At 73.1% G+C, this 26,368-nt stretch carries 21 protein-coding genes and 1 riboswitch; of the genes, 10 read left to right on the forward strand and 11 right to left on the reverse strand.

Features of this window, described 5'->3' with window-relative positions:
* Positions 1 to 62: 62 nt before the first annotated feature.
* Positions 63 to 281, reverse strand: a riboswitch (cobalamin riboswitch).
* A 117-nt stretch (positions 282 to 398) separates the two neighbouring features.
* Together GKC29_RS15735 and GKC29_RS15740 are read left to right on the forward strand one after the other, a co-directional pair.
* Positions 399 to 842, forward strand: a complete 444-nt coding sequence (locus GKC29_RS15735) for an OsmC family protein (RefSeq protein WP_155331548.1) — start codon at positions 399 to 401, stop codon at positions 840 to 842.
* Between the two features lie 266 nt (positions 843 to 1,108).
* Entirely contained in the window at positions 1,109 to 2,497 is a 1,389-nt protein-coding gene (locus GKC29_RS15740; RefSeq protein WP_155331549.1) for a cellulase family glycosylhydrolase, read from the forward strand.
* 97 nt (positions 2,498 to 2,594) lie between these two features.
* On the opposite strand, the gene GKC29_RS15745 is transcribed toward GKC29_RS15740, so the two are convergent.
* Complete coding sequence (locus GKC29_RS15745; RefSeq protein ID WP_230688632.1) at positions 2,595 to 3,143, reverse strand: hypothetical protein; 549 nt, start codon at positions 3,141 to 3,143, stop codon at positions 2,595 to 2,597.
* 335 nt (positions 3,144 to 3,478) lie between these two features.
* Between GKC29_RS15745 and GKC29_RS15750 the strand changes: the two genes are divergently transcribed.
* The 3 genes from GKC29_RS15750 to GKC29_RS30340 are packed head-to-tail and all read left to right on the forward strand — an operon-like array spanning position 3,479 to position 7,404.
* On the forward strand, positions 3,479 to 4,492 hold the full coding sequence (locus tag GKC29_RS15750) for an NADP-dependent oxidoreductase (protein WP_196255623.1): 1,014 nt from the start codon (positions 3,479 to 3,481) through the stop codon (positions 4,490 to 4,492).
* A 3-nt stretch (positions 4,493 to 4,495) separates the two neighbouring features.
* Positions 4,496 to 6,754: a molybdopterin-dependent oxidoreductase gene (locus GKC29_RS15755; RefSeq protein WP_230688633.1), complete on the forward strand. Its 2,259-nt coding sequence runs from the start codon at positions 4,496 to 4,498 to the stop codon at positions 6,752 to 6,754.
* 50 nt (positions 6,755 to 6,804) lie between these two features.
* On the forward strand, positions 6,805 to 7,404 hold the full coding sequence (locus GKC29_RS30340; protein WP_155331550.1) for a TetR/AcrR family transcriptional regulator: 600 nt from the start codon (positions 6,805 to 6,807) through the stop codon (positions 7,402 to 7,404).
* A gap of 39 nt (positions 7,405 to 7,443) precedes the next feature.
* On the opposite strand, the gene GKC29_RS15765 is transcribed toward GKC29_RS30340, so the two are convergent.
* Entirely contained in the window at positions 7,444 to 8,967 is a 1,524-nt protein-coding gene (locus GKC29_RS15765) for an acyl-CoA carboxylase subunit beta (protein WP_155331551.1), read from the reverse strand.
* Between the two features lie 235 nt (positions 8,968 to 9,202).
* Here GKC29_RS15765 and GKC29_RS15770 point away from each other — a divergent pair, with 235 nt between their 5' ends.
* Genes GKC29_RS15770 through GKC29_RS15790 form a run of 5 tightly spaced genes read left to right on the forward strand, consistent with a single transcriptional unit; the run spans position 9,203 to position 14,121 of the window.
* Entirely contained in the window at positions 9,203 to 10,045 is an 843-nt protein-coding gene (locus GKC29_RS15770; protein ID WP_155331552.1) for an ABC transporter ATP-binding protein, read from the forward strand.
* On the forward strand, positions 10,042 to 10,764 hold the full coding sequence (locus GKC29_RS15775) for an ABC transporter ATP-binding protein (protein WP_155331553.1): 723 nt from the start codon (positions 10,042 to 10,044) through the stop codon (positions 10,762 to 10,764). The genes GKC29_RS15770 and GKC29_RS15775 overlap by 4 nt, the downstream gene beginning before the upstream one ends.
* A 29-nt stretch (positions 10,765 to 10,793) precedes the next feature.
* Entirely contained in the window at positions 10,794 to 11,672 is an 879-nt protein-coding gene (locus tag GKC29_RS15780) for a branched-chain amino acid ABC transporter permease (RefSeq protein ID WP_155331554.1), read from the forward strand.
* Positions 11,669 to 12,802 (forward strand): branched-chain amino acid ABC transporter permease, encoded by a 1,134-nt coding sequence (locus GKC29_RS15785; RefSeq protein WP_155331555.1) that lies wholly within the window; start codon positions 11,669 to 11,671, stop codon positions 12,800 to 12,802. The genes GKC29_RS15780 and GKC29_RS15785 overlap by 4 nt, the downstream gene beginning before the upstream one ends.
* A gap of 47 nt (positions 12,803 to 12,849) precedes the next feature.
* Complete coding sequence (locus GKC29_RS15790; protein WP_155331556.1) at positions 12,850 to 14,121, forward strand: ABC transporter substrate-binding protein; 1,272 nt, start codon at positions 12,850 to 12,852, stop codon at positions 14,119 to 14,121.
* A gap of 350 nt (positions 14,122 to 14,471) precedes the next feature.
* Here the strand turns inward: GKC29_RS15790 and rox are convergent, their stop codons facing one another.
* The 9 genes from rox to GKC29_RS15835 are packed head-to-tail and all read right to left on the reverse strand — an operon-like array spanning position 14,472 to position 26,300.
* Positions 14,472 to 15,896 (reverse strand): rifampin monooxygenase, encoded by a 1,425-nt coding sequence (gene rox / locus GKC29_RS15795; protein ID WP_155331557.1) that lies wholly within the window; start codon positions 15,894 to 15,896, stop codon positions 14,472 to 14,474.
* A gap of 20 nt (positions 15,897 to 15,916) precedes the next feature.
* Positions 15,917 to 18,664, reverse strand: coding sequence for a glycoside hydrolase family 38 C-terminal domain-containing protein (locus GKC29_RS15800; protein ID WP_155331558.1), 2,748 nt, complete (start codon positions 18,662 to 18,664; stop codon positions 15,917 to 15,919).
* Positions 18,661 to 19,809, reverse strand: a complete 1,149-nt coding sequence (locus GKC29_RS15805; RefSeq protein ID WP_155331559.1) for a Gfo/Idh/MocA family protein — start codon at positions 19,807 to 19,809, stop codon at positions 18,661 to 18,663. The genes GKC29_RS15800 and GKC29_RS15805 overlap by 4 nt, the downstream gene beginning before the upstream one ends.
* Positions 19,806 to 20,717, reverse strand: a complete 912-nt coding sequence (locus GKC29_RS15810; protein ID WP_230688634.1) for a sugar phosphate isomerase/epimerase — start codon at positions 20,715 to 20,717, stop codon at positions 19,806 to 19,808. Before GKC29_RS15810 ends, GKC29_RS15805 begins: the two co-directional genes overlap by 4 nt.
* Complete coding sequence (locus GKC29_RS15815) at positions 20,708 to 21,916, reverse strand: CehA/McbA family metallohydrolase (RefSeq protein WP_155331560.1); 1,209 nt, start codon at positions 21,914 to 21,916, stop codon at positions 20,708 to 20,710. Before GKC29_RS15815 ends, GKC29_RS15810 begins: the two co-directional genes overlap by 10 nt.
* Before the next feature lie 2 nt (positions 21,917 to 21,918).
* The gene (locus GKC29_RS15820; RefSeq protein WP_155331561.1) at positions 21,919 to 23,103 is read right to left on the reverse strand and encodes an ABC transporter ATP-binding protein; all 1,185 of its coding nucleotides are present in this window, start codon (positions 23,101 to 23,103) and stop codon (positions 21,919 to 21,921) included.
* Positions 23,103 to 23,984 carry a carbohydrate ABC transporter permease gene (locus GKC29_RS15825; RefSeq protein WP_230688635.1) on the reverse strand — a complete coding sequence of 294 codons (882 nt, stop codon included), beginning with the start codon at positions 23,982 to 23,984 and terminating at the stop codon, positions 23,103 to 23,105. The genes GKC29_RS15820 and GKC29_RS15825 overlap by 1 nt, the downstream gene beginning before the upstream one ends.
* On the reverse strand, positions 23,981 to 24,928 hold the full coding sequence (locus GKC29_RS15830) for a carbohydrate ABC transporter permease (RefSeq protein ID WP_230688636.1): 948 nt from the start codon (positions 24,926 to 24,928) through the stop codon (positions 23,981 to 23,983). The genes GKC29_RS15825 and GKC29_RS15830 overlap by 4 nt, the downstream gene beginning before the upstream one ends.
* Positions 24,903 to 26,300: an extracellular solute-binding protein gene (locus GKC29_RS15835; RefSeq protein ID WP_155331562.1), complete on the reverse strand. Its 1,398-nt coding sequence runs from the start codon at positions 26,298 to 26,300 to the stop codon at positions 24,903 to 24,905. The genes GKC29_RS15830 and GKC29_RS15835 overlap by 26 nt, the downstream gene beginning before the upstream one ends.
* Positions 26,301 to 26,368 lie beyond the last annotated feature (68 nt).

A 26,368-nucleotide genomic window follows, 5' to 3' on the forward strand; every position in this document is an offset into this window, starting at 1 on the left:
GACGGACGGCAGGCCCGGCTGCTGGCGTCGGTCGTCCCGCGCGACCTCCGACCGCCGCGCGCACAGGCGCACGGCGCGCTGGCAGGTCTTCGGACTCGCGGGCCTGACCGGGGTCGCCGGTCGCCTACTGGCCGTCGCTTCCCAGGCCCGATCAGGCCCAGTGCTCGATGACGGCGGTCGTTCCCACTCACCGCTGCGGGGCAGTCCCGGACTCGCACCGGGTTCCCTCTTGCCTCGACCGCCCCTGCGGGAACGGCCGAACCAGCTGCGGGGAACACCATATATGCCGACACCGTCGAGCAAGCAACACTAGATGTCGCGTCGGCGTGTCAGCTTCGTCTCACCCGATCATCCACCTCTCCCGGCGGCCACCGGCCCGGTTGGGTAGCGTCCCGGTCATGAGTGAGGACACCTTCCGCTCCGTCGAGATCGAGCGCACCAGCGTCGGGCAGTACGTCGCGCGGAACGTCCGCGGCGGATCGCTGCCGATGGGCGCGGGTGAGGACGCCAGCTTCACACCGGTGGAGCTGCTTCTGGCGGCCATCGGCGGTTGCACCGCGATCGACGTGGACCACATCACCAGCCGCCGCGCCGAGCCGACCCGGTTCACCGTCAAGGTCAGCGGCGACAAGGTCCGGGACGAGACCGGAGGGAACCGGATGCGGAACCTCACGGTCGAGTTCACCGTGGAATTCCCGATGGACGAAGACGGCGACAAGGCGCGTGCGGCGCTGCCCCGGTCGCTGCAGCAGTCGCACGACCGGCTCTGCACCGTCTCCCGTACCGTCGAACTCGGCACCCCCGTGTCGACCGTCGACGCTTCCGGCCGAGCCGGGAACTGACGCTACGGCCGCCCGGGATATCGCGGCTCGTCGTTGCTCCCCGGGACGCCGGCCGGTGACACGGTGGGGGAGCGGCTCTCCGCGTTCCTTACCGCAGTTGCGCGTGGCCCTGCTGGCGCTCGCCCGCCATCACGGACCGCCGGTGGGCCTCGACCGCCCGTTGCCAGAACATTTAAGTATGTTTATAGTTCGATTGCGATGCGCCGCGGCGCCGTCCCGATGCCGGCCGCGCGAGCCGTTCGGGCGACGTCTCCACCGGAGGACCTGTGAAGCTGAACGTCAGGAATCTCGTCCTGGCGGGCGTCGTCGCGGTCATGGCGGCGGTCCCCGTGGCCGTCGGCGCCACCGCGGCCGCGGCGGCCACGCCGACCGCGACCTTCGTCAAGACCTCCGACTGGGGATCTGGTTGGGAGGGCCGGTACACCATCACCAACCGGGGCGGCAGCACCCTCGACTCCTGGCGCGTCGAGTTCGACCTGCCGGCGGGTACCAGCGTGGGCTCGTACTGGGACGCGTTGATGACCCGGGACGGGCAGCACTACAGCTTCACCAACCGGTCCTGGAACGGCACGCTCACTCCCGGCACTTCGGTGACGTTCGGCCTTCTCGGCAACGGGTCCGGCAGCCCCACCGGTTGCCGGCTCAACGGCCAGCCGTGTGACGCGACCCCACCGCCGACGACGAGCCCACCCCCGCCTCCACCGACCACCGCGCCTCCCGCCAGCACGCCGGTGGCGGCGAACGGACAGCTCCAGGTCTGCGGACGGCAACTGTGCAACCGGAACGGCAAGCCGATCCAACTGCGGGGGATGAGCACGCACGGCCTCCAGTGGTACGCCAACTGCGTCACTCCCGCCTCCCTCGACGTCCTCGCGCAGGAGTGGCGGGCGGACGTCCTGCGGATCTCGATGTACGTCCAGGAGGGCGGCTACGAGACCGATCCGCGCCGCTTCACCGACCTGGTCCATCACTACATCGAGCTGGCCACCGCCCGCGGCCTCTACGCGATCGTCGACTGGCACATGCTCACCCCCGGGGATCCGAACCACAACCTGTCCCGGGCCCGTACCTTCTTCGCCGAGATCGCCGACCGCCACCGCGACAAGACGAACGTCCTCTACGAGATCGCCAACGAGCCGAACGGCGTCAGCTGGAGCGCCGTCAAGAGCTACGCCGACCAGGTCGTCCCCGTCATCCGCCAGCGGGATCCGGAGGCCGTGGTGCTCGTCGGAACCCCCGACTGGTCGTCGCTCGGTGTCTCCGGGACCGGTGGTGGCGTCGACACCATTGCCGCCAACCCGGTGGCCGCGACCAACATCATGTACGTCTTCCACTTCTACGCCGCCTCGCACGGCGACCGGTACTACGACACGTTGGCGCGCGCGGCGGACCGGCTCCCGATCTTCGTGACCGAGTTCGGCAGCCAGGAGGCCTCCGGCGACGGTCCGAACAACTTCACGATGACCCAGCGCTACCTCGACCTGCTGGCGAGCAGGAAGATCAGTTGGGTGAGCTGGAACTACTCCGACGACTTCCGCTCCGGCGCGGTCTTCACCGGCGGCACGTGCGGCAGCGGGCAGTTCAGCGGTACGGGCCGGCTCAAGCCGGCCGGCGGTTGGGTGCGCGAGCGGATGCGCACGCCGGACGACTTCTGACCGTCCCGGCGCCCTCGGTCGTCGACCGCTCGGCCGCGCGGGTGTCACGGCTGGAGTGACGCGATGGTCTCCACGAGAACGTCCGGCGCCTCCCAGTTCAGCATGTGTCCGGCGTCACGGTCACCAGCCGCGCTCCGGGCACCCCGGCGGCGAGCCGGTGCGAGTGGCTCGGGGGCGTCGATCGGTCCGCCGAGCCCACCACGACGACGGTCGGTACGGTGATCTCGTCCAGCCGGGGATAGTGGTCCTCCCGGCTGAAGGCCCGCACGATCGGGATGAGCGGCTGGTGGTTCTGCCGGACGAAGACCTCGCGGAACACGGAGATCATGGCCGGTGACGGCCGGGTGCCGCACTGCGCGGCTCCGAACAGCACACCTCCGGTACGGGTGCGCGCGATCCGCTGCAGGACACCGGTCTCCAGCAGCGGGATCTGCAGCCGGTTCTGCGGCGCCCGGTCGAGGATGCGGCCCGCCCAGGTGGCGAAGAGCACCAGGCCGCGCAGGCGCCCGGCCAGCTCGGGATGCCAGTCGTGCAGTGGTCCGTCGGAGATGCCCATCAGCTCCAGGCAGCGCTCGCCGCTCTGCGCCAGCCGGGGGTCGCGAAGCAGGTGATGCATCTCGGCGTGGCGCAGCACGATGAGTCCCATCGGCGTCGTGGCACACCAGCTGGCCTGACGTGCCGCGGCGACCGCGGCCACCGTAGCCACCCACCCCCGGCAGGCGACACCCCTTGTAATCAACATTTCACGATGTGTCACGCGGCGGAGCGTGGGCGCTCCACCGGGGGTGAGAGGCGGATCTCACCCGTGGGCGGCGGCCCGGACTCGGGTGGTGCTTGCTTCCGTTGCGGCGTGAACGTAGCTTGACTACAAACCGACCGGTCGGTACGCCCAGCCGTGATGGCTGTGTCGAGCTGCGGCCCGAGCCTGTCGCCGTGCACGTTCAGCCATCCGTCAGCCGCGAGAATCGAGGGACCGCCGAGATGAAGCGCATCAACCGTCAACTGCTCCTGGCTGCGCGTCCCGTCGGGCTGCCCCGGCCGACCGACTGGAAGCTGACCGAGGTGCCGGTCGGGGAGCCGGGCGAGGGTGAGTTCCTCGTGCAGGTGCGGTACCTCTCGCTCGATCCGGCGATGCGGGGCTGGATGAACGCGGCCAGGTCGTACATCCGGCCGGTCGAGATCGGCGAGGTGATGCGCGCCGGCGCGGTGGGCCGGGTCGTCTCCTCGCGGCACCCCGGCTTCGCGGTCGGCGACCACGTGTCCGGCGCCTTCGGCGTCCAGGAGTACTGCGTGTCGGACGGGCGCGACGTCACCATCGTGGACCCCGCGCTCGCACCGCTTCCGGTCTATCTCGGCACCCTCGGCATGACCGGTATCACGGCCTACTTCGGCCTGCTCGACGTCGGCCGCCCGCAGCCCGGGCAAACCGTCGTGGTCTCCGCGGCGGCCGGCGCGGTCGGCAGTGTGGTCGGCCAGATCGCCAAGCTCCTGGGCTGCCGGGTCATCGGCATCGCCGGCGGCGAGCAGAAGTGCCGACTGGTGGTCGACGAGTTCGGGTTCGACGCGGCGATCGACTACCGGTCCGAGGATGTGCAGAAAGCGCTACGCCAGCACGCCCCGGACGGGGTGGACGTGTTCTTCGACAACGTCGGCGGCGACATCCTCGACGCGGTGCTGACCCGGCTGGCCCGAGGTGCCCGCATCGTCATCTGCGGCGCCATCTCCCAGTACAACAACACCGAGCCGGTCAAGGGGCCGAGCAACTACCTGTCGCTGCTCGTGAACCGCGCCTCCATGACGGGAATGGTCGTCTTCGACTACGCCGACCGGTACTCCGAGGCCGTCGCGAAGCTGGCCGAGTGGTTGGCGGCCGGCCAACTGCGCTCGATGGAGGACGTTGTTCCCGGTGGGGTGACCGCGTTTCCCGAGACGTTGCTCCGGCTGTTCCGCGGTGAGAACCTCGGCAAGCTGGTGCTCCAGGTCGCGGAGGAGTAGGGGATGCCAGCCGTCGAACCGACCGACCGGACGGGGCCCGCGATGGCGGAGACGACCGCGACGCGCACCGCGTACCGCACCTGTCCGCTCTGCGAGGCCACCTGCGGCCTGACCCTGACCATCACCGGCGATCGGGTCACCCACACGCGGGGCGACCACGACCACGTGTTCAGCCACGGCTTCGTCTGCCCGAAGGGAGCCGCGTTCCCACAGCTCCTCGCCGACCCGGACCGCCTGCGCCGGCCGCTGCTGCGCGTCGACGGCACGCTGCGCGAGGTCGGCTGGGAGCAGGCGTTCGCCGCCGTCGCGGCCGGACTCGCCGCCGCCCGGTCGGGCGGCCGGGACGCCGTCGCCGTCTACCTCGGCAACCCCAACGTGCACACCATGGCCGGCGGGCTGCATGTCGGTCCCCTCGTGCGGGCGCTCGGCACCCGCAACGTCTACTCCGCCAGCACCGTCGACCAGATGCCCAAGCACGTCTCCTCGGGCTATCTCTACGGCGACCCGAACGCCATCCCGGTGCCCGACCTCGACCGCACCGACCTGCTCGTGCTGCTCGGCGCCAATCCCTTCGAGTCCAACGGCAGCCTCTGCACCGCCCCCGACTTCCCCGGCCGGCTCAGGGCGCTGCAGGCCCGCGGCGGCCGGTTCCTCGTCGTCGACCCCCGGCGCACCCGCACGGCCGCCGCCGCCGACGAGCACCTGCCCATCCGGCCCGGCACGGACGCGCTGCTGCTCTTCGCCGTCGTGCACACCCTCTTCGACGAGGACCTCGTACGGTTGGGGCGGCTGGCGGAGCAGGTGACCGGCGTCGACGCCGTCCGGGACCTGGCCGGGGCGTTCGCGCCCGAACGGGTGGCCGACCGGTGCGCGGTGCCCGCGCCGCGCATCCGCCAGCTCGCCCGCGAGCTCGCCGCCGCTCCCGCGGCGGCCGTCTACGGCCGCATCGGCACCTGCACCGTCGCGTTCGGCACGTTGACCAGCTGGCTGGTCGACGTGGTCAACGTGCTCACCGGCAACCTGGACCGGCCGGGCGGGGCGATGTTCCCCCTCGCCGCCCACCAGCGCCCCCGCGCCGCCGGGCCCGGCCGGGGCTTCCGCACCGGACGCTGGACCAGCCGGGTACGCCGCCTGCCGGAGGTCAAGGGCGAACTCCCCGTCGCCACGCTCGCCGACGAGATCGAGACACCGGGGGAAGGCCAGGTCCGGGCGCTCATCACCATCGCCGGTAACCCCGTTCTCTCCACCGCCAACAGCCGGCGGCTGGACCGCGCCCTCGCCTCGCTCGACTTCATGGTCAGCGTCGACCCGTACCTGAACGAGACCACCCGGCACGCCGACGTGGTCCTGCCGCCGCCCGATGCCGCCCGCACCGGCCACTACGACTTCGCGTTCCTCACCCTGGCCGTCCGCAACGTCGCCAGCTACTCGCCCCCCGCCCTGCCGCCGGAACCGGACAGCCTCGACGAGTGCGACATCCTCGCCCGGCTCACCCTGATCGCCGCCGGCCGGGGCGCCGACGCCGACCCGGCGGAGCTGCACGAGCACCTGCTCGGCCAGACGCTCGCCGACGCGGCCGAGACGTCGGGCCGGCCGGCGGCCCAGCTGCGTGCCCTGGTCACCGGGGACCGGCCGGCCGAGCGCCTGCTCGACGCGCGGCTGCGGCTCGGCGCCTACGGCGACCAGTTCGGAGCGCGACCGGACGGCCTGTCCCTGGCCCGGCTCCTCGACCACCCGCACGGCGTCGACCTCGGGCCGCTGCGACCGCGGTTGCCGGAGGTGCTGCGCACGGCGAGTGGGACCGTCGAGCTCTGCCCGTCGCCGATCGCCGCCGACGTGGCCCGGCTCCGTGCGGCGCGCGACGCGCCACCGGACGGATTCGTCCTCGTCGGGCGCCGGCACCTGCGGTCGAACAACAGCTGGATGCACAACGTGCCCGCGCTGGTGAAGGGGCGCGACCGCTGCACGCTGCAGGTGCACCCGGAGGACGCGACCCGACTCGGGCTCGACGCCGGGGACGCCGCGCGGGTCTCCTCCCGGGTCGGGTCGGTCGTCGTGCCCGTCGAGCTGACCGCCGACACGATGCCCGGCGTGGTCAGCATGCCGCACGGCTGGGGACACGACCTCCCGGGCACGCGCCAGTCGGTGGCCCGCGCCCACGCCGGCGTCAACAGCAACGTGCTCACCGACGAGACGGCCGTCGATCCGCTGTCGGGCAACGTCGTGCTCAACGGCATCCCGGTGCGGGTCGAGCCCGCCTGAGCCGCGTACGCTGGCCCACCGGGGGCCGGCGGCCCGGAAGGGAAGGCGACGTGGGGCGTACGGTCGGCGGCGAGGCACTGCCCCAGCGGCTGCTGGCGGTCGCGACCCGGCTGTTCGCGGAGAAGGGCTTCGAGAAGACCTCGGTGCAGGAGATCGTCGAGGCGGCCGGAGTCACCAAGGGCGCGATGTACCACTACTTCGCCGCCAAGGACGACCTGCTCCAGGAGATCTACCAGCGGCTGCTGCGTATGCAGCGCGAGCGCCTGGAGACCATCATGGCCGGCCCGCAGCCGGTGGCGGAGCGCCTGCACGCCGCCGCCGCCGACGTGGTCGTCACCGCGATCGCCAACCTCGACGACGCCACCATCTTCCTGCAGTCGATGCATCTGCTGTCCGCCGACCGCCGGCGCGCGGTGCGGGCGGCCCGCCGCGAGTACCACGAGCGCTTCCGCTCGCTGGTCGAGGAGGGGCAGCGCGCCGGGACCTTCCGTGCCGACGTGCCGGCCGACCTGGTGGTCGATTACTTCTTCGGCGCGGTGCACCATCTCGGCGCGTGGTTCCGCAGCGGCGGCCGGCTCACCGCGGAGCAGGTCGGCGATCACTTCGCCGGCCTGCTCCTGGCCTCACTGCGGCCCGAGGCAGCCCGCTGACCGTGGTCGCCAGGTGACAGCCGGCGGCGTCACCGCCGGTCAGAAGAGCGCGGAGAGGAGCCTCGCCCGGGTGTCCGCGGGGTCGACCACGTCGTCGAGTTCGAAGCTCGCGGCGGCGGAGAGCGCCTTGCCGCGGGCGTAGGCGAGTGCCACCAGTTCGTCGTAGCGGCGCCGGCGCTCGGCGTCGTCGGTGATGGCCGCCAGTTCCCGGCGGTGCGCGAGCCGGACCGCCCCCTCCAGACCCATCGCGCCGACCTCGCCGGTCGGCCAGGCGAGGGTGAGGCGGGACTCGTGGAAGCTTCCGCCGGCCATCGCCATGGCGCCGAGGCCGTACGCCTTGCGCAGCACCACCGTCACCAGTGGGGTGCGCAGCGACGCGCCGGCGGTGAAGAACTCCCCGACCGCCCGCACGAGCCCGGTCCGCTCCGCGTCCGGACCCACCATGATTCCCGGGGTGTCACAGAGGCTCACCACGGGCAGGCCGAGGCGGTCGCAGAGCCGCAGGAAGCGGGTCGCCTTGCCGGCGGCGGTGGCGTCGATCGCGCCGGCACGGTGCAGCGGGTTGTTGGCGATCGCGCCGACCGGATGCCCGCCGAGGCGGGCGAACGCGGTCACCAGGGACCGGCCGTGCCGCTCCCGGAGTTCGAGAACCGAGTCCACGTCGAACAGCAGCCGCATGACGTCGCGTACGTCGTAGGCCCGGCGCCGGTTCTCCGGCATGGCGCGGCGCAGCCGGCGCTGGTCCTCGTGGCTCCCGTGCGCCGGTCGCCCGTCCGCGTAGCCCAGCACCAGCCGGGTCAGGCGTACGGCGTCGGCGTCGTCCGCCGCGCGGATGTCCACGGCACCGCTGGCCAGGTGCACCTCGAGCGGGCCGACGTCCTGCGGTGCGACCGTGCCCAGCCCGGCCGCCTCCACCATGGCCGGTCCGCCCATGCCGATACTGGCGCCCGCGACGCCGATGGTGACGTCGCACGTGCCGAGCAGCGCGGCGTTGCCGGCGAAGCAGAAGCCGGCCGCGATCCCGACCCGTAGCGAGCGCAGCCGGGCCAGCGACGCGAAGGTCGTCAGCTCCAGACCCGCCACGGTCGGATGGTCGGTGTCGCTGGGGCGGCCACCGCCACCTTCGGCGAAGATGACGACGGGCAGGTCCTCCCGCGCGACGATGCCGAAGAGCCGGTCGGTCTTGCGGTGACCGGTCAGCCCCTGGGTGCCGGCGAGCACGGTGTAGTCGTACGCGACCGTGCCGACGCGGGCGCCGCCGACCCGGCCGACCCCGACGAGCACGCCGTCGGCGGGGGTCGCCTCGGTGAGTTCCGCGAGCGGCCGGTGGGAGCGCTGCGCCGCCACGGCCAGGCCGCCGTACTCCAGCCAGGTGCCCTCGTCGAGCAGGTCGGCGAGGTTCTCCCGTACGCTGCGCCGCCCGGCCGCGTGTCGTCCCGCCGTCGCGTCGGCGCGGGCCGGGTCGAGCAGCCTGGCCTGGCGCTCCAGAACCTCGGCCAGCTCGGCCGGGACCGGGTCCCCACCCGCGGCGGTCTCCCCGGTGGACGGTTCGTCACCGTTCACGTCGCACGCTCCCGTCCGGCTCGCCTCGTCGCGGGGTCGACCGGCCCCGGCTGTCGCGGGAGCCCCGGTGGATGCAGGTACTCCACACCTCGGGCGTCCGTTCGAGGTCCCACCTGTCTACCCATTGACGCACATGCCGGCGGCTCGCTACCGTCGCCGGACGCAGAACATACCGACTGGTCGGTACGGCGTCCAGCGAACGTGACCGAGCGAACGTGGAAAGCCCGAGGTGACGATGAGCCACCCACCATCCGGCACCCCCGCTGGCATCGACCTGGCGCTGCACCGCGTCGGCGTCCGCTTCGGCGGGGTCGTCGCACTCGACGACGTCTCCCTGCGGATACCCGCCGGCCGGATCGTCGGCGTCATCGGGCCCAACGGAGCCGGAAAGACGACGTTGTTCAACGTGGTCTGTGGTTTCGTCGCGCCGACCAGCGGATCGCTCACCCTCGACGGCCGACCGTTCCGGCCGCGCCCGCACGGGTTGACCCGTCTCGGCATCGCCCGCACGCTCCAGGGCGTCGGCCTGTTCCCGGGCCTCACCGTCCTGGAGAACGTGATGGCCGGCGCGAGCCACGCCGCCCGCGCCGGTTTCGCCGCGGCCCTGTTCGGCCTTCCGAGAAGTGACCGCGACGAACGGCGGCTGCGGGAACGGGCCCTGGACCTGCTGACCGAGCTGGGCGTCGCGCGGCACGCCGCCGCAGCCCCCGCCACCCTGCCGTACGCCGTGCGTAAACGCGTCGCCCTGGCCCGTGCCCTGATCGCCGGACCCCGCCTGCTCCTGCTCGACGAACCGGCCGGTGGGCTGGGCGCCGACGACATCGCCGAACTCGGTGAGCTCATCACCGCGCTGCCCGGCCGCGTGGCCGGCGCGTGCTCGATCATGCTCGTCGAGCACCACATGGACGTGGTCATGTCCGTCTGCGACGAGATCGTGGTGCTCGACTTCGGCAGGGTCATCGCCGCCGGGCCACCCGAACAGGTACGCGACGACCCGACGGTGACCGAGGCCTACCTCGGCGCCGACGTCCCGACCGAGGTGACCGGGGCCGCGCCGGGCCGGGGGGCCGGGTCGTGAGCGCCGACCCCATCCTCCAGGTCGACGGGCTCAGCGCCGGCTACGGCCCGGTGCCGGTACTGCGGGAGGTCACGCTCAGCGTGCCGGCCGGGACGGTCGCCGCCGTGCTCGGGGCCAACGGCGCCGGCAAGACCACCCTGCTGCGTACGCTCTCCGGCCTGCTCCGGCCCACCGGCGGCCGGGTCCTCTTCGACGGCGCCGACCTGCGCGGCGTCCGCGTCGAGGGCCTCGTGCGGCGCGGCCTGGCACACGTGCCCGAGGGGCGCGGCATCGTCGCGGAACTGACCGTCGACGAGAACCTGCGCCTCGGTGGGCTGTGGCGGCGGGACCGCGCCGACGCCCGGCGGGCGCAGGACGAGGTGTACGAGCTGTTCGAGCCGCTGGCCCGGCGGCGCCGGCACGCCGGGCACCAGCTCTCCGGCGGGGAGCGGCAGCTGCTCGCCCTCGGGCGGGCGCTGGTCGGGCGCCCGAAGCTGCTGTTGCTCGACGAGCCGTCGCTCGGGCTCGCCCCCCGGGTCACCGCGCAGATCATGGCGCTGCTGCGCCGGCTCTGCGACAGCAACGGGCTGACCGTCCTGCTCGTCGAGCAGAACGTGCGCAGTGCCCTCTCCGTCGCCGACCAGGGGGTCGTCATGTCCCTGGGCCGGGTGGTCATGGCCACCGGGGCGGCGCAGTTGCGGGACGACGAGCAGCTCCGCCACGCGTACCTCGGGTTCTGACAAGCCCCTCCTCAGGAAGGATCCCGCGGTTGGACCGGTTCTTGTTCCTCACCTTCGACGGCCTGTCCACCGGAGCCGTCTACGCGGCGTTCGCCCTCGCCCTGGTGCTCATCTGGCGGGCGGCACGCCTGGTCAACTTCGCGCAGGGCGCGATGGCGGTCGCGACGGCCTACGTCGGCTACGCCGTCGCCTCAGCGACCGGCTCCTACTGGCTGGGCCTGGGCGTGGCCGTGCTGGCCGGCCTGGCCCTGGGCGCGCTCGTGGAACGGGTGCTGATGCGCTTCGTCGGGCCCGCCAACCCGCTGGGCGACGTCATCGTCGCCCTCGGCCTGGTGCTGCTGATCCAGGCGGTGCTCGGGATGGTCTTCGGCAACGAGTACCGGCCGGCGACCGTACCGTTCGACACCGACGCCCTGTCGATCGGCGGGATCGCCGCCGTCTCCCCGTACGACCTGTGGGTGTTCGGCGCGGTCATGGTGGTCGTGGTGCTGCTCGCGCTGCTGTTCACCCGGACGTCGATCGGGCTGCGGATGCGGGCGTCCGCCTTCGCGCCCGAGGTGTCCCGACTGCTCGGCGTCGACGTCGGTCGCATGCTCACGGTGGGCTGGGCCCTGGCCGCCGCGGTCGGCGCCCTCGCCGGGATGCTGGTCATCCCCACCGGGCTGGGACTCCACCCGCACGCGATGGACCTGGTCTTCGTCGTCGCGTTCACCGCCGCCGTGGTCGGGGGCCTGGACAGTCCGGCCGGAGCCGTGGTCGGCGGGCTGCTGGTCGGCCTGATCCTGTCCTACGTCACCGGCTACCTCGGCCCCGACACCACACCGCTGGCCGTCCTCGTCCTGCTGCTGGCGGTCCTCCTGGTCCGCCCCGGTGGCCTCTTCTCCAGCGTGAAAGCGAGACACGTGTGACCGCCACCCGGACCGACGTGTCCACAGCAGACCCGCGGCCCGCCCGGCCGTCGCCGCTGCGCCGGTTGCTGCCCGGCCCGCCGGGCAACCCCGTCACGGGCGGCTCCACCCTGCTGCGGCACCTGATCCTGGCCGTGCTCGCCGGCACCGTCGTCGTGCTGGTGACCAACCAGCTCGAGCCGTACCAGAACCTCCAGGTGGCCCGGGTCTGCGCGTTCCTCTGCGTGACCGCCGGCTACACCGTGCTGGTCGGGCTCAACGGCCAACTCTCCCTCGGACACGGGGCGCTGATGGCGACCGGCGCGTACACCGTGGCCCTGACCCGGCAGGCCTTCGACGAACGGGCGGTGCAGGGCCGGTGGGTCCTGCCGCTGTCGCTGCTGCTCGCCGTCGCGGTGACCGCGGTGGTGGGACTCGTCATCGGGCTGGCCGCCGCCCGGCTGCGCGGGCCGTACCTGGCCGGTGTCACGCTCGCCGTCGCGACGCTGGTCCCGGCCGTCACGACGATCTTCACCGAGGTCTTCAACGGGGAACAGGGGTTGCGCTTCCCGACCGAGACGCCGCCGGCGTTCCTCGGCGCGTACTTCCAGCCCGAGCGCTGGCTGGCCTGGATCGCGCTGGTCGCGGCGTTGCTGACGATGCTGCTCATGGCGAACCTGGTGGCCAGCCGCTTCGGTCGCTCGCTACGGGCCGTCCGCGACGACGAGGTGGCCGCCCGGCTCGCCGGCGTCCACGTCGCCCGTACCCAGGTGCTCGCCTTCGTGGTGAGCGCCGCCTGCGCCGGCCTCGGCGGCGGGGTGTACGCCGTGCTCACCGCGACCGTCGCCCCGGGCAAGTTCGCGCTGGACCTCTCGCTGTTCCTGCTGATGGCCATCGTGATCGGCGGCCTCGGCAGCCTCACCGGCGCGGTCTGGGGCGCGATCCTGCTGGTGGCGCTGCAGGACCTGCCGAGCCGGATCACCGAGACCTTCGCCCTGCCCGCGGGCCTCGCCCAGCGGCTGGAGGGCAACCTCGCCCTCGCCGTGTTCGGGCTGATCCTCATCGTCGTCATGATCGTCGCCCCGGCCGGTCTGCAGGGCGCCGCCCGCTCGCTGGTCGCGCGGCTCCGGCGACGCGTCCCGAGCCGCTGAGCCACCGGTCGCACCCACCCCACCACCTCGCACAGGACAGGAGAACGATGTATCCCATCGCACGTCGCTGCCTCGCGGCTGCCACCGGCCTCGCGCTGCTGGCCGGCGCCTCGGCCTGCGCCGACGACGCCCAACGGGCGGCCGACAACGTCCCGGGCGTCACCGACACCGAGATCCTGATCGGCACCCACCAACCCCTCACCGGCCCGGCCGCTCCCGGGTACTCCCGAATCTCCGCCGCCACCAAGGCGTACTTCGAGCACGTCAACAGCAAGGGCGGGGTGAACGGCCGGAAGATCGTCTACAAGGTGATGGACGACGGCTACAACCCCGCCAACACCGAGAACGTCGTCCGAAAGCTCGTCCTCGACGACAAGGTCTTCGCGCTCCTCGGCGGCCTGGGCACCCCCACCCACACCAACGTGCTGGAGTTCGTCAAGGCCCAGAAGGTGCCGGACCTCTTCGTCTCCTCCGGCAGCCGCACCTGGAACCAGCCCGACAGGTACCCGACCACCTTCGGCTGGCAGCCGGACTACACGGTGGAGGGCAAGATCCTCGCCACGTTCGTGAAGAAGGAGTTCCCGAGCCGGAAGGTGTGCCACTTCGGGCAGAACGACGACTTCGGGCGCGACTCCCTCGCCGGTGTCGAGAAGATCCTCGGCCCGGTGGCGGCCAAGCAGACCTACACCACCACGAACCAGCAGGTCGGGCCGGCGATCGGCGCCCTGAAGGCAGCCGGCTGCGAGGTGGTCGTCGCCGCTACCATTCCCGGCTTCACCGCGCTCGCCATGGGTCAGGCCGCCGCCCAGGGCTTCAAGGCCCAGTGGATCGTGTCCAACGTGGGCGCCGACTACACCACGCTGTCGACGCAGCTCGGCGACAAGAAGGCGATCCTGGAGGGCATGATCGCCGACAACTACCTGCCGATGGCCGGCGACGCGAACGATCCCTGGATCCGGGCGTTCCGGAAGATCCACGAGCACTACAACGCCGCCAACCCGCTCGACGGCAACGCGATCTACGGCTACTCGATGGCGTACACCTTCGTGCAGGCGCTGCTCACCGCCGGCCCGGACCTCACGCGCGAGAAGCTGGTCGAGGCGGTGCAGAAGGGCGGGTTCCGGGGGCCCGGCGTGACCCCCTTCCGGTACACCAGGTTCGTCCACGCCGGCTACAGCGGCGTCCGGCTGACCAAGGTGCAGAACGGAGTGCAGGCCTACTTCGGTCCGACCTACCTCACCGACGACGGCGAGGAACAGGTCAGGGAGTTCCCCGAGCCGCCGGTCACACCACCGGCCGACGCCATTCCGACGTCCTGACCACGACCGTCGGTCGTCGGCCGGCGGAGCGATCGGGAACGGGCCGCCACGGCGCTGTGGCGGCCCGTTCCGTCCAGGCCGTCCCGCCGGGACGCGGCATCGGAGCCGGCAGGTCGGGCGGTGGCCGAAACGTGGACGCAACCGATGAGGCCACCGATCCGCGTACGGTGTCCCCAGGGGGGATCGACGTGAAATGTTGGATCTGCGGCCGGTGGTGGCCACTGCCGTGGGCGTGCCGACGGTGCCGCCGCGAACGGCGCACGATGCGCCGCGACTACCTCCGCGCGGCGGCGCCCCAGGACGCCCTGTCCACCATGGCCCGTCCGACCGAGCACGACCGGTAGCCCTGCTCAGCCGGCACCGCCGAACCACCGAGGCAACTGGCCGAGCAGGTCCGGCTGATCGGCGCCGACCCACGCCACGTGGCCGTCCGGCCGCAGCAGCACCGCGGGCACGTCCAGGTCCGCACTGACGTCGACGACGTGGTCGACCCGGTCTGCCCAGCCGTCCACCGAGAGCCGGCCGGTCTGGTCGAGCAGCAGGCCGCGACCGGTGTGCATCAGCGCGTAGAGGCGGCCCCGCTCCAGGCGCACGTCGCGCAGCCGCCGGCCGAGGAGGTCATGTCCCGCACCGAAGTCGTAGCGCACCCCGATCGCGATGATCTTCTCGATCAGGTGCCGGTGCACCTCCTCGAAGTCCATCAGCTCCGACACCAGCCGGCGCACCGCCTGCGGACCCGGCTCGGTGGACATCAGGTGCATCTGCGCGCGGGTGTTGTCGAGGACGTCGGCCGCCACCGGGCGCCGTTCGGTGTGGTAGCTGTCCAGCAGCCCCTCCGGGGCCCAGCCGTTGACCTCGGCGGCCAGTTTCCAACCGAGGTTGAACGCGTCCTGCAGGCCGAGGTTGAGGCCCTGTCCGCCGGCCGGCGGGTGGATGTGCGCCGCGTCGCCGGCCAGCAGCACCCGGCCGACCCGGTAGCGCTCGGCCAGCCGGGTGGCATCACCGAACCGGGACAGCCAGCGCGGCGAGTGCACGCCGAAGTCGGTGCCGGCGGTGGCCCGCAGCTGCTGCTTGAACTCGTCGAGAGTCGGCGGGACCGTGCGGTCCTCGGCCACCCCCGAGGCGGGCACGACGACGCGGTACACCCCTTCCCCGAGAGGTATGGCGCCGAACCGCAGCTGGGTCCTGCGGACCTCGGCCACCACGGCGGCCACCGCCTCCGGCGCCGCGGCCACCGCCATCTCACCCAGCAGCGTCTCGACCCGGGCGGGCTCGCCGGGGAAGGCGACGCCGAGCAGCTTGCGCACCGTGCTGCGGCCGCCGTCGCAGCCGACGAGGTAGCGCGAGCGCAACCGGGTGCCGTCGGCCAGCTCGACGGTCACCCCGTGTTCGTCCTGGCTCAGCCCGACCAGTTCGCAGCCGCGGCGGATCTCGACGCCGAGCTCGGTGGCCCGCTCGGCCAGCAGGCGATCGGTGATGGTCTGCGGGATGGCCAGGACGTACGGATGCGCGGTGTCCAGCCGGTCCGGCTGCGGCTTGTTGATGCCGGCGAAGAAGCCACCGACCGGGTACTGCTGACCGTGCGCGAGGAACCGGTCCAGCAGACCGCGCTGGGCCATCACCTCGATGCTGCGTGCGTGCAGGCCGAGCGCCCGCACCACCCTGGTCGGCTCCGCGTCCTTCTCCAGCACGAGCGCGGGCACGCCGTGCAGCCGCAGCTCGGTGGCCAGCATGAGGCCGGTCGGTCCGCCCCCGGCAATGATCACGTCAAACATGAACCGCCCAATTCGAGCCGTCAGGTCAGGTCGAGTTGCACCGTGGCGATCTCCCAGGCCCGCAGCGGCAGCCGGACCAGCCCGTCACCGTCCACGGTAACCGGTTCGCCGGCCCGGCCGAGCAGGTCCGCCCGCCACGCCGCGCGGATGGTCGCGCCGCCGAGCACGGCGGTGGTGTCCACCGGAGTCTGGGCCACCAGCCGCACCTCGGTGCGGCCGGCGCGGTCCCGCACGCTGGTCAGCGCGACGCCGGGACCGTCGACGGACAACCCGCTCGTCGCTGCCGGCAGGGCGGTGCCCGGGTCGGCCGCGCCGGCGAAGGCCAGCAGCTCGTGCCGGTACGCCTCGGCCGCCGCCAGCACCCCGGCCCCGTGCCAGGCACCCCGGTACGGCAGCACCGCCAGCTCGACGGTGCGGGCGCCGCGGCACTGCGCCTCGGGGGTGGGCAGCTGCGGACCGGCCGGCTCGTCGCGCAGGGCGTGCCGGTTGCGGGACAGCATCCCGATCGCGCGCAGCAACGTGACCGCCAGTTCGTGGCCGGAGTCGGTCAGCTCGTACTCGGTGGGCTGGGTCAGCAGCACCGCCAGCGCCCCGTCCGGTGCGCCGGCGGCGACGAACCCGTTGGCGGGGAAGGTGGGCAGCGGCACCTCACCACCGCCGCCCTCCGCGGTCAGGCCCCGCTCGACCACCGCGAACTGGCCCTCGGCGTAGGAGCTGTCGGCCGGCGACGGCAGCGGCAGGTGCAGCCGGACCCGGTGGTCGTCGCAGCGGTTGTCGAACTCGACGCGCAGCCGGACGAACCGCTCGCCGCAGCGCAGCTCGACCCGGGTGGTGACGGTGATCGGCTCGCGGTCCACGGCGCGGGAGCCGGCGTCGACGTCCGCGGCCACCGGCCACCGGTACTCCCGCACCACGTCCACGACGGCCACCAGCGGCCCGTCGTGGCGCACGGAGGTGCGCACCGCCCGTGGCTTGTCGACGAGTTCGTCGGCGGCCGGCGGGGCGTAGTTGTAGCTGTCGCCCACGTCACCGCCGTCCACGATCCGGCCCACTCCGTCCACCGTGACGCCGTCCGCGGTGGTCAGCGTCAGGGTGCCGTCCTCGGCGACATCGACGCGGAGCAGGCCGTTGTCGAGGGCGCGCCCGGCCACCGTCACCGGGGCCGCCGCCGGCTCCCCGGTGGCGGGCAGGGGCACCGGCCGGACCGCGGCGCGGCCCAGCGGCGGCACCTCGACGAGAGCGGCGACGGTGGCCCGGGGTTCGGCGAGGATCCGCACCCGCCACCTGTCGCGCGGCCCGGCGGCGGTGAGCGCCGAGCGGACATCCTCCACGTCGAAGGCGGGGTCGCCGTGCCGGGCCACGTGGAAGGTGAGGGTGGCGTCCTCGGGCGACACGGACCAGGCGGCGACCTCCTGGCCGTAGAGTTCCCGGCCGTGCACCCGGGTGAGCACGGCCGGCAGGTCGGCCGCCGGCACCACGTCGTCGGCGAGCAGCGTACGGCTCCGGTCGAGGACCTGGGCCGCGACGCTGCGGCCGGCCGCGTCGGCCAGGGCCACCGTGCTGTCGGCCGGTGCCGCCACGTCCAGGTGCACCAGCGCGGTGCGGGCCGTCGGGGTGGGGTTGAACACCAGGTGACCGTCCCGGGGCACGGCCGCGGCCAGCCGCGCGCCGACCAGGTCGCAGACCGCCCGGCCGAGCTGGTCGGCCTCGGCGAGGCGGGCGGCGACCTGTTCGGCGGTCTCGTCGCAGCCGCAGCCGGTCACCGAGTCGTGGCAGCTCGCGTCGATCAGCCGGGTCCAGGCCATGTCGAGGAAGCGCCGCACGGACGCGTCGTGGGTCAGCGCGGCGAGCGGTTCGGCGTACCGTTCGACGCGCCGCTCGGCGCGGTTCATCGCCTGCTTGAGGTGGCCGCGGACGGAGATCACGCCGGGCAGGATGTTGGCCCGGGCGTGCGAGCGCAGCTCGCCGCGGACGACCGGCAGGCCGTCGACGGTGGCCGGCTGGGTGGCGAAGTACTCGGTGAGGGTGCCCAGCCGCAACCGCGTGTCGGCGAGATCGGCGGCGGCGAGCAGGTCGGGGGCGTCCGGTGCCGGTGCCGCGTGGTCGGTGCCGTACATGGCCAGCGCGGGGGTGTCCGCACCCTCGAACCGCCACCCGGCCAGCTTCGTCGCGAGGTCGTCGGCCCGGCGGGTGACCTGCGCGGTGTCGTCCATCAGGCCGGCGGCGTTGCCGTAGCCGCCGGGCAGATACTCCGTCCGGACGGTGGTGCCGTCGGGTGCCTCCCAGGCGAAGGCGTGACGGCGCATCCGCTCCGGTACGCCGCGGAACACGCAGGCGTGGGCCAGCCCGGCACCGACCAGGATCTGCGGCATCTGGGCGATGTGACCGAACATGTCGGGCAGGTAGCCGACCGGCATGGCTCCGCCCAACTCCGCGCTGCGGCTCAGCCCGCGTTCCAGGTTCCGGACGATGTTCTCGCCCGAGCAGAGGAACTCGTCGAGCAGGATCTGCCACGGGCCCACCGCCAGTCGCCCGGCGCGTACCAGGGAGATCACCTGCTCCCGCCGTTCCGGGCGGACCTCCAGGTAGTCGTCGACCGCGGCGAGTTGCCCGTCCAGGGTGAACCGCTGCCGCGGGTCCCGCTCCATCCGGTCGAACACCTCGTCGAGCAGCGCCACCAGCCGCAGCCGGAACCGCTGGAACGGCTCGTACCACTCCCGGTCCCAGTGGGTGTGTGGCACCACGATGATCTCGGTCGGTCGCGTCATCGGCTCGCCGCCTCTCCGCCGATCGCCGCCCCGGTCAGCTCACCGTAGCGGCGTACCACCTGTTGGCTGGTCCGTACGTCGGCCGCGCCCTCGACGATGCCGGTCAGCGGCGCGGCGGCCGCGGTGACCATCGCGTGGAACGCGACCAGTTCCTGCTCGAACGCCTCGGTCACCGACCGGAACGCGGCCCGCCGCTCGCCGTCGCCGTGGTCGTCGACGACCGTCAGCGTGGTCGGTGCGTTGAGCAGGTACGGCGACGGGAACACGAGCTCCAGCGAGCCGCGGGCGTGGTGCACGGTGACCGTCTCCCGGTAGGCGGGGTAGTCCGGCAGGTTGAGCCACCGGACGCCGTAGCGGGCGCCGCCGGGCAGCCGCCCGCTGATCTCCACCGACGGCTCGGCCGGGCCGTCGGGGGTGAGCGGCCAGGTGGCCACGTGCTCGACGGTGGCCGGTGCGCCGGTGAACAGCCGCAGCAGGGACAGGTCGTGCGAGATGCTGTTGATCAGAATCTGGTAGAGGGTGCGGGCGCCCGGGTCGGCGCCGACGGCGGCGTCGAGCAGTTCCCGGTCGGCGGCGGAGAGCCGGGCCGCCTCCTCGGCCGGCACGTCGCCGGCGGCCGGGGGCAGGTTCGCGAAGCGCAGCTGCCGGTCGCCGCCGGCGTGCAGCACGGTCACCTCGACCGCGTGCACCCGCTCCGCGCCGCCGAGGTCCGCGAGCAGCCGCGCGGCCTCGGCCACCGCCGGGTCGTACTGCTTCATGTAGCCGACCATCAGCGCCGGGGTTCCGGCGGCCAGCTCGGCCAGTCGGGCCGTCTCGGCGGTCGTGTAGGCCAGCGGTTTCTCGCAGAGCACGGGCAGCCCGGCGCGCAGCGCCAGCGCCGCCAGCTCGCCGTGCGAGCCGGAGGTGGCCAGCAGCACCGCGTCGCAGCCGCCGTCGGTCACCATCCGGGCCGCGTCGGTGTGGCGGCGGGCCGGCTCGACGCCGTACCGCTGGCCCAGCTCGGTCACCCGCGACGGGGACAGGTCGGCCAGCGCCACGATCTCGAACAGGTCGTCACGGCGTTGCAGCAGCGGCAGGTGCACGGTCCGGGCGATGATGCCCAGCCCGGCCACCGCGATCCGGATCCGCTTGCCCGGCTCGGTCATCGCAGCGCCCCCTCCAGCCACCGGAGGTTGGCGTGCTGGTCGGCGCGGATCCGGTCCAGGTCCCGGCTCTCCTCGGGGCTGTCCTGCTCGATCACCAGCCAGCCGGTGTAGCCGACGTCGTCGAGGCCGGCGAGCACCCCGGCGAGGTCGACGTCGCCGCGGCCCAGGGCGCAGAAGCCGCCGGCGGCGACCACGTCCGGCAGGCCGCCGCCGGCCGCCCGGACCCGGGCGTGGACGGCGAGGTCGGCGTCCTTCAGGTGCACCTGGCCGATCCGCCCGGCCCAGCGGCGTACCGCGGCGACCGGGTCGCCACCGGCCAGCGCCAGGTGCCCGGTGTCCAGGCAGATGGCGATGTCGGTGAGTTCGAGCAACCGGTCGGCCTCCGCCTCGGTCTCCACGTCGGTGCCGAGGTGGTAGTGGAACGCCGGTTCCAGGCCGCGGTCGCGGCACCGGCCGGCAGCCTGCCGCACCCGGGCGGCGAAGTCCGGCCAGGCCGCGGCGGGCAGCGCCGACGCCAGGTCGGTCGGGGTGCCGGGGCGGGCCATCCGGGCCGGGTTGCCGGGGCAGGCCAGCGTCGGTCGGGGTACGAAACGCGGGTCGTCGGCCGGCGCGGCGGCGAACACGTCGAGCGCGGCGTCGAGCTGGGCCAGGTCCTCGGCGAAGCCGGCCGCGTCGGCGAAGCGCAGGTCCACCCAGCCGCCGGCCAGCCCGATGCCGGCCGCGTCCAGCCGGCGGGCGAGGGTCTCGCCGGTGCCGAGGTAGCCGATCGGGCCGGAGTCCACCCCGGTGTATCCGTCGTCGGCCAGCGCCGCGAGCAGGTCGTCGGGGCCGACGGGTGCGCCGGTGGGCTGGTAGATGCCGTAGTTGACGGGGGCGCCGGCCACCCGTGTGCGTCCGGTCAGCGGCACAGTGCGATCACCTCCATGCGGTGGGACTCCAGGACGTGCAGCCCGTCGCCGGCCGGTAGCAGGCACCGGTCGCCGCGGACCAGCCGGTGTCGGCCGTCCGGGTAGGCCAGCAACGCGCCGTCGGCGCCGAGCGCCAGCAGCTCGTCGCCGAGCCGCAGCAGCAGCGGCCCGTCGGGGTCGGCGGAGATGGCGGTACGGCCGCCGCGCAGGGCGTCGAGCACCGCGTCCCCGGGCGGGAGGTCGCGATCGGCGAGCAGCCAGGTGGTCGGGGAGCCGGGGAACGCGTCGGCGCCGGGCCGGTGGAAGTCGCTGCCCCCGACGGGTACGACGTCCGCCGCCCACGCCCGCGCCCAGGCCAGCGGGGCACCCCAGGTGCGGTCCCACCAGCCGGAGTGCCACACCTCGACCAGCGGGGTGCGGTCGGCCAGCGGCTGGCGCCAGGCGCAGTCGCCGCCGAGCGGGTGGTTGACCGACATGAGCCCGCCGTCGCGGCGCGCGGCGGCGAGCCACTCGTCGGGCGGTCGGCGGAAGTCGACCCAGCTGACCGGGCCGAAGACGTTGGCGTGCCCCCGGTCGGTGGTCACCTCCTGGCCGGGCAGCAGGGTGAGGCCGTAGCGCGCCGAGGCGGCCGGCAGCCACGGGTGGTGGCTGACGGTGTTGTGGTCGGTGACGGCGAGGAAGTCCAGGCCGCGGGAGGCGGCGAGCGCGGCGAGCTCGTCGACGGAGTGCGCCCCGTCGCTGTGCACCGTGTGCGCGTGGAGGTCACCGGCCAGCCAGCGGCGGCCGTCGACGCCGGGCAGGTCCCGGCGCGGCGGCCGGTCGGGGCGCGGCGGCGCGGCCGGCGGCTCGGGTGCCGGCGGCGGTGTGCCGCTGGTGTCGGCGGTGACCTCGTAATCCAGCCCGTCGGGCGGGATGCGGTGCAGCCGCAGCAGCACCTGCCACTCGCCGGGTTCCAGTTCACCGGGCAGGTAGCCGGGGGTGGCCCAGTCGGCGGCGATGGTGTAGCCGTCCCGGGCGCCACCCGACCAGCCGCGGAAGCCGTCCGGGCCGACGCAGCCGAGGTCGAGCACCCCGGCCGCACGCGGGTAGTCCAGCCGGACGGTGAGCGCGGCGGTGCCGGGCGCGACGGTGACCGGCAGGGCCTGCATCACGCCGTCGGCGCGGTCCTGCAGGGTCCACCTGCCCCGGTGCGCGACCATGGTCAGCCCTGCACGGTAGCGCCGGCCCGGGGCGTCGGCACGCTCGCCGGTTCGGCGTCGGTGACCAGGTTGCCGTCGCGGTAGAGCAGCGATCGGCCGGGTCGGGGCACCACCCAGCCGGTGTCGCCCGGTTCGGGCTCGCGGCCCTCCGCGACGACGACCTGCACGCTGGTCCGGCCGGCGGCGCCGGTGCCGCTCGCGTCGTCGTCCGCGCCGGCCCGGCTGCCGTCGTCGTCGACGGGGACGTCCAGCGAGACCAGGGAGACGCTGCCCAGGTTCTCCACCACCACGACCTGCCCGCTCAGCGCCCGGGGGACGGGAGTGGGGGAGTACACGAGGTATTCCGGGCGGACGCCGTAGACGAGCCGCTCCCCGTCGGTGACCCGGCCGTGGGCGTCGTCGGGCAGCGGCAGCCGTGCCCCGCCCACGGCCAGTTCACCGCCGTGCACCCGGGCGTCGACCAGGTTCATCGGGGTGGAGCCGATGAACCCCGCGACGAAGGTGTTGGCGGGGCGGCGGAACACCTCGGTCGGGGTGCCCACCTGGCGGATCCGGCCGCCCTCCATGACTGCGATCCGGTCGGCCAGGGCGAGTGCCTCGGCCTGGTCGTGGGTGACGAAGACGGTGGTGACGCCGAGTTCCCGTTGCAGGCGCTTGAGGAAGGTCCGCGCCTCCAACCGGAGCCGGGCGTCGAGGTTGGACAGCGGCTCGTCGAGCAGGAACACCTGCGGGTGGCAGGCCATCGCCCGGGCGAGCGCCACGCGTTGCTGCTGGCCGCCGGAGAGCTGCCCCGGGCGGCGTTGCAGCAGCGTGGACAGGCCGAGTTCGGCGGCGGTCTCGGCGGCCTTGCCGGCGCGCTCACGCCGGTCGACCTTCTTGATCCGCAGCGGGTAGGCGATGTTGTCCTGGACGGTCATGTGCGGGAAGAGCGCGTAGTCCTGGAAGACCATGGCCACGTCCCGCTTTCCCGGCGGCAGGTTGGTGACGTTGCGGTCGCCGATGCGTACGCTGCCGCCGGAGGCGACCTCCAGCCCGGCGATGGTCCGCAGCAGCGTGGTCTTGCCGCAGCCGGAGGGGCCGAGCAGGGCGAAGAACTCGCCGTCGGCGATCTCCAGGTCGAGGGCGTCCAGGGCGCGTACCCCGCCGGGGTAGACCTTGGTCAGCTCGCGCATGGTGATGGCGGACATCAGCGCTTGATCCCTCCGTGGAAGCGGAAGCCGTACCGGCTGCTGACGAAGACGAACATGAGCGCCACCGGCAGCGAGTAGAGCAGCGAGAAGGTGGAGAGCAGCCGCAGGTCGGCCTGGCCGCCCTCGGTGTAGAGGGTGTACATGATCACCGCGGCGGGGGCCTTGTCCGGACCGCGCAGCAGCAGGAACGGCACCAGGAAGTTGCCCCAGACGTTGGCGACCGCCCACACCCCGACGGTGGCCAGGCCGGGGCGGACGACCGGCACCACGATGTGCCGCATGATCTGCAACGGGCTGGCGCCGAAGACCCGGGCGGACTCCTCGTAGGAGGTCGGGGTGGAGTCCATGAAGTCCTTGAGGATGAAGATGGCCGCGGGTAGCAGCCCGCCGCTGAGGATCAGGATCACGCCGAGCCGGGAGTCGATCAGGTTGAGCCGGAAGGCCAGCTCGAACAGCGGCACCATGGTCGCGGTGCCGGTGACGATCGACGACAGCAGCAGCAGCCCGTAGAGCAGCGCGTCGCGGCCGGGCACCCGGACCCGGCTCAGCGCGTACGCCGCGAGCGCGGCGAACGTCACCACCAGGGCGGCGGTGCCGCCGGCCAGGTAGACGGAGTTGAGCAGCGAGCTGAGCGCGTACGGGTTGTCCAGCAGGGTGCGGAAGTTGTCCAGGGTGAACTGCGGGAGCGAGGCGGTGACGGTCGGGGTGTCGTCGAACGGGGCGGTGGCCAGCCAGAGCAGCGGCAACGCGAAGAAGCCGAGGACGGCGCAGAGGAACGTGTAGCGGCCGATCCGGGCGAGCACGTGGCGAACCGCGACGGTGGGCCGCTCGCCGGTCGGATCGGTGGCGGGCGTGGGCCTCGCGGTGGTGACGGTCACGCCGACTCCTTCCGCCGGCCCAGCAGCCGCAGGTAGACCAGGGCGATGACCAGGTTGATCAGCAGCATGATGAACGAGATCGCGGCGCCGAAGCCGAGTTCGCCGCCGGAGAGCGCCACCTTGTAGACGTAGACCGGCAGGATCTCCGAACGTTGTTCGGGGCCGCCGGCGGTGATCAGGAACGGCGCGAAGTCGTTGAACGTCCAGAGGCTGATCAGCAGCAGGTTGGTCAGCACGTGCCCGCGGATGCGGGGGAACACCACGTCGCGCAGCTGCTGCCAGGTCGACGCGCCGGCCAGCCGGGCGGTCTCCAGGTGCGAGCGGGGGACGTTCTCCAGCGCGGCGGCGTAGAGCATCATCGAGAACGCGGTGCCGCGCCAGGTGTTGAAGATGATGATCGACAGCATGGGGTAGTCGAGCAGCCAGGCCATTCCGGGGATGCCGAGCAGCGCGTTGAGCGTGCCGGCGTCCCGGTCGAGCAGCGCGATCCACAGGAAGGCGACCACCGAGCTGGGCAGGATCCAGGAGAGCAGGACGAAACCCTCGACCACGCGGCGCAGCGGGCCGCGGCGGTCGCGCAGCGCGAAGGCGATGGCGAAGCCGAGCCCGGCTTGGCCGATGACGGCCGAGCCGAGGACGAACTGCAGGGTCAGCAGCAGCGAGGTGCGGAACCGTTCGTCGCCCAGCGCCTCGGTGTAGTTGTCGAGGCCGACGATCTCCGGGTTGGCCGCGGCGAGGCCGGTCAGCCGGTAGTTGGTGACGCCCAGGTAGATCGTCCAGACGGCCGGCACCACCAGGAAGACCAGGATCAGCACCATGGCGGGGACGAGGAACCCGGTGGCCCGGGCCCGCCCGAGCCCGGCGGCGTCGGGGGCGGGGGAGGCGCCCGTGACCGGGCGCGCTCCCTCGACCATCTCGTCAGGAGGTGACGTTGCCTGCGCCACCGACGATCCCTTCGACCTTCTTCTGGTACGCGCTGGCCGCTTCGTCCACGCTCCTGCCCGCCGTCGCGTCGGCGGTGGCCTCCTGCAACGCCACCGAGACCTGCGGGTAGACCGCCAGCGGCGGCCGGTACGCGGTGATCGGCAGCACCTTCTCGGCGACGAAGTTGAGCATCGGGTCGGCCGCGAGCACCTCCTTGTTCACGTCGGTGCGGGCGGTGATCCGGGTGGCGCCGGCCAGTTCGGCCTTGACCGCCTCCGCCGAGTGCATGAACGACAGCAGCTCCCACGCCTGCGACGGGAACTTCGAGTTGGGGTTGAGCACCCGCACGCCGCCGCCGGACATGCTGACGAAGTCCTGGCCGCGGATGCCCGCGCCGGGCTGCTTGGCGGGGATCATCGCGTAGCCGACGGTGGTGTCCCGGTCGGCCATCTTGGCGATGCCGTCCTTGGGGTTCACCACGCTGCGCCAGAAGTAGTCGCCCTCGGCCAGGATGCCGATCTTGCCGGCGGCGAATTCCGTGAACGACTTGTCCCGTCCCTTCGCCTCCTGCTGGAGCTTCGGGTCGCCCAGGCCGCCACCGTAGACCTTGGTGTAGAAGTCGAGCACGTCCTTGACCGGCTGGCTGGCGCCGGCCCACTTGCCGTCGGCGTAGATCTCGCCGCCGGCGCCGACCAGCAGCGGCAGCGCGCCCTGCATCGAGGTGGCCTCGCCCATCGCGGTGCCGGCGTTGATCTGGATCGGGGTCACCCCGGGCAGCGCCTTCAGCTTGGCGCCGGCGTCGAGGATCTCCTGCCAGCTCTTCGGCTGCCAGTCGGCGGGCAGGCCGGCCTGGGCGAACAGCTTCTTGTTGTAGTAGAGGACCCGGCCGTCGGTGCCGAGCGGGATGCCGTAGCGCTTGTCCTCGAAGCTGCCGAGGCCCTGCACGCTCTCCGGGATCTGCGACCAGCCCTCCCAGGAGTCGACCTGGTCGCCGGCCACCTCCGACAGCGGCTTCAGGTATCCGGCCTGGACGAACTCGCCCACCCAGATGCCGTCCACGGCGATCACGTCGGCGCCGCCCTTGGAGCGCAGGTCCAGGGCCAGCTTGGTCTTGTACTGCTCGTCGTCGACGCCGCTCGGCACGAACGTCACCTTGGCGGTGACGCCCTTGGCCTGCTGCGCCTCGACGAACCGGGGAATGACCCACTTCTCGATCCACTCCGCACCGGCGGCGTTCTTGCCTCCGGCGATCGCGTTGGCGGAGATGGTGAGGGTGATGTTCTTGGCGTCCTTGCCGGCGGGCTCGGACGAGTCGCCGCAGGCGGTGACGGCGAGGGCGACGGCGGTGAACGCGGCGAGCACGCCCGCTGCGTGTCTCGGCTTGGCTGACATGGGCTGTTTCCCTTCGCAAGGAGAGACTTCGAAGAGACTCGCGGGGTCGCCCGCCGGCCGCACGTCCG

This window comes from Micromonospora sp. WMMC415, assembly GCF_009707425.1.
Taxonomy (GTDB): Bacteria; Actinomycetota; Actinomycetes; order Mycobacteriales; family Micromonosporaceae; genus Micromonospora.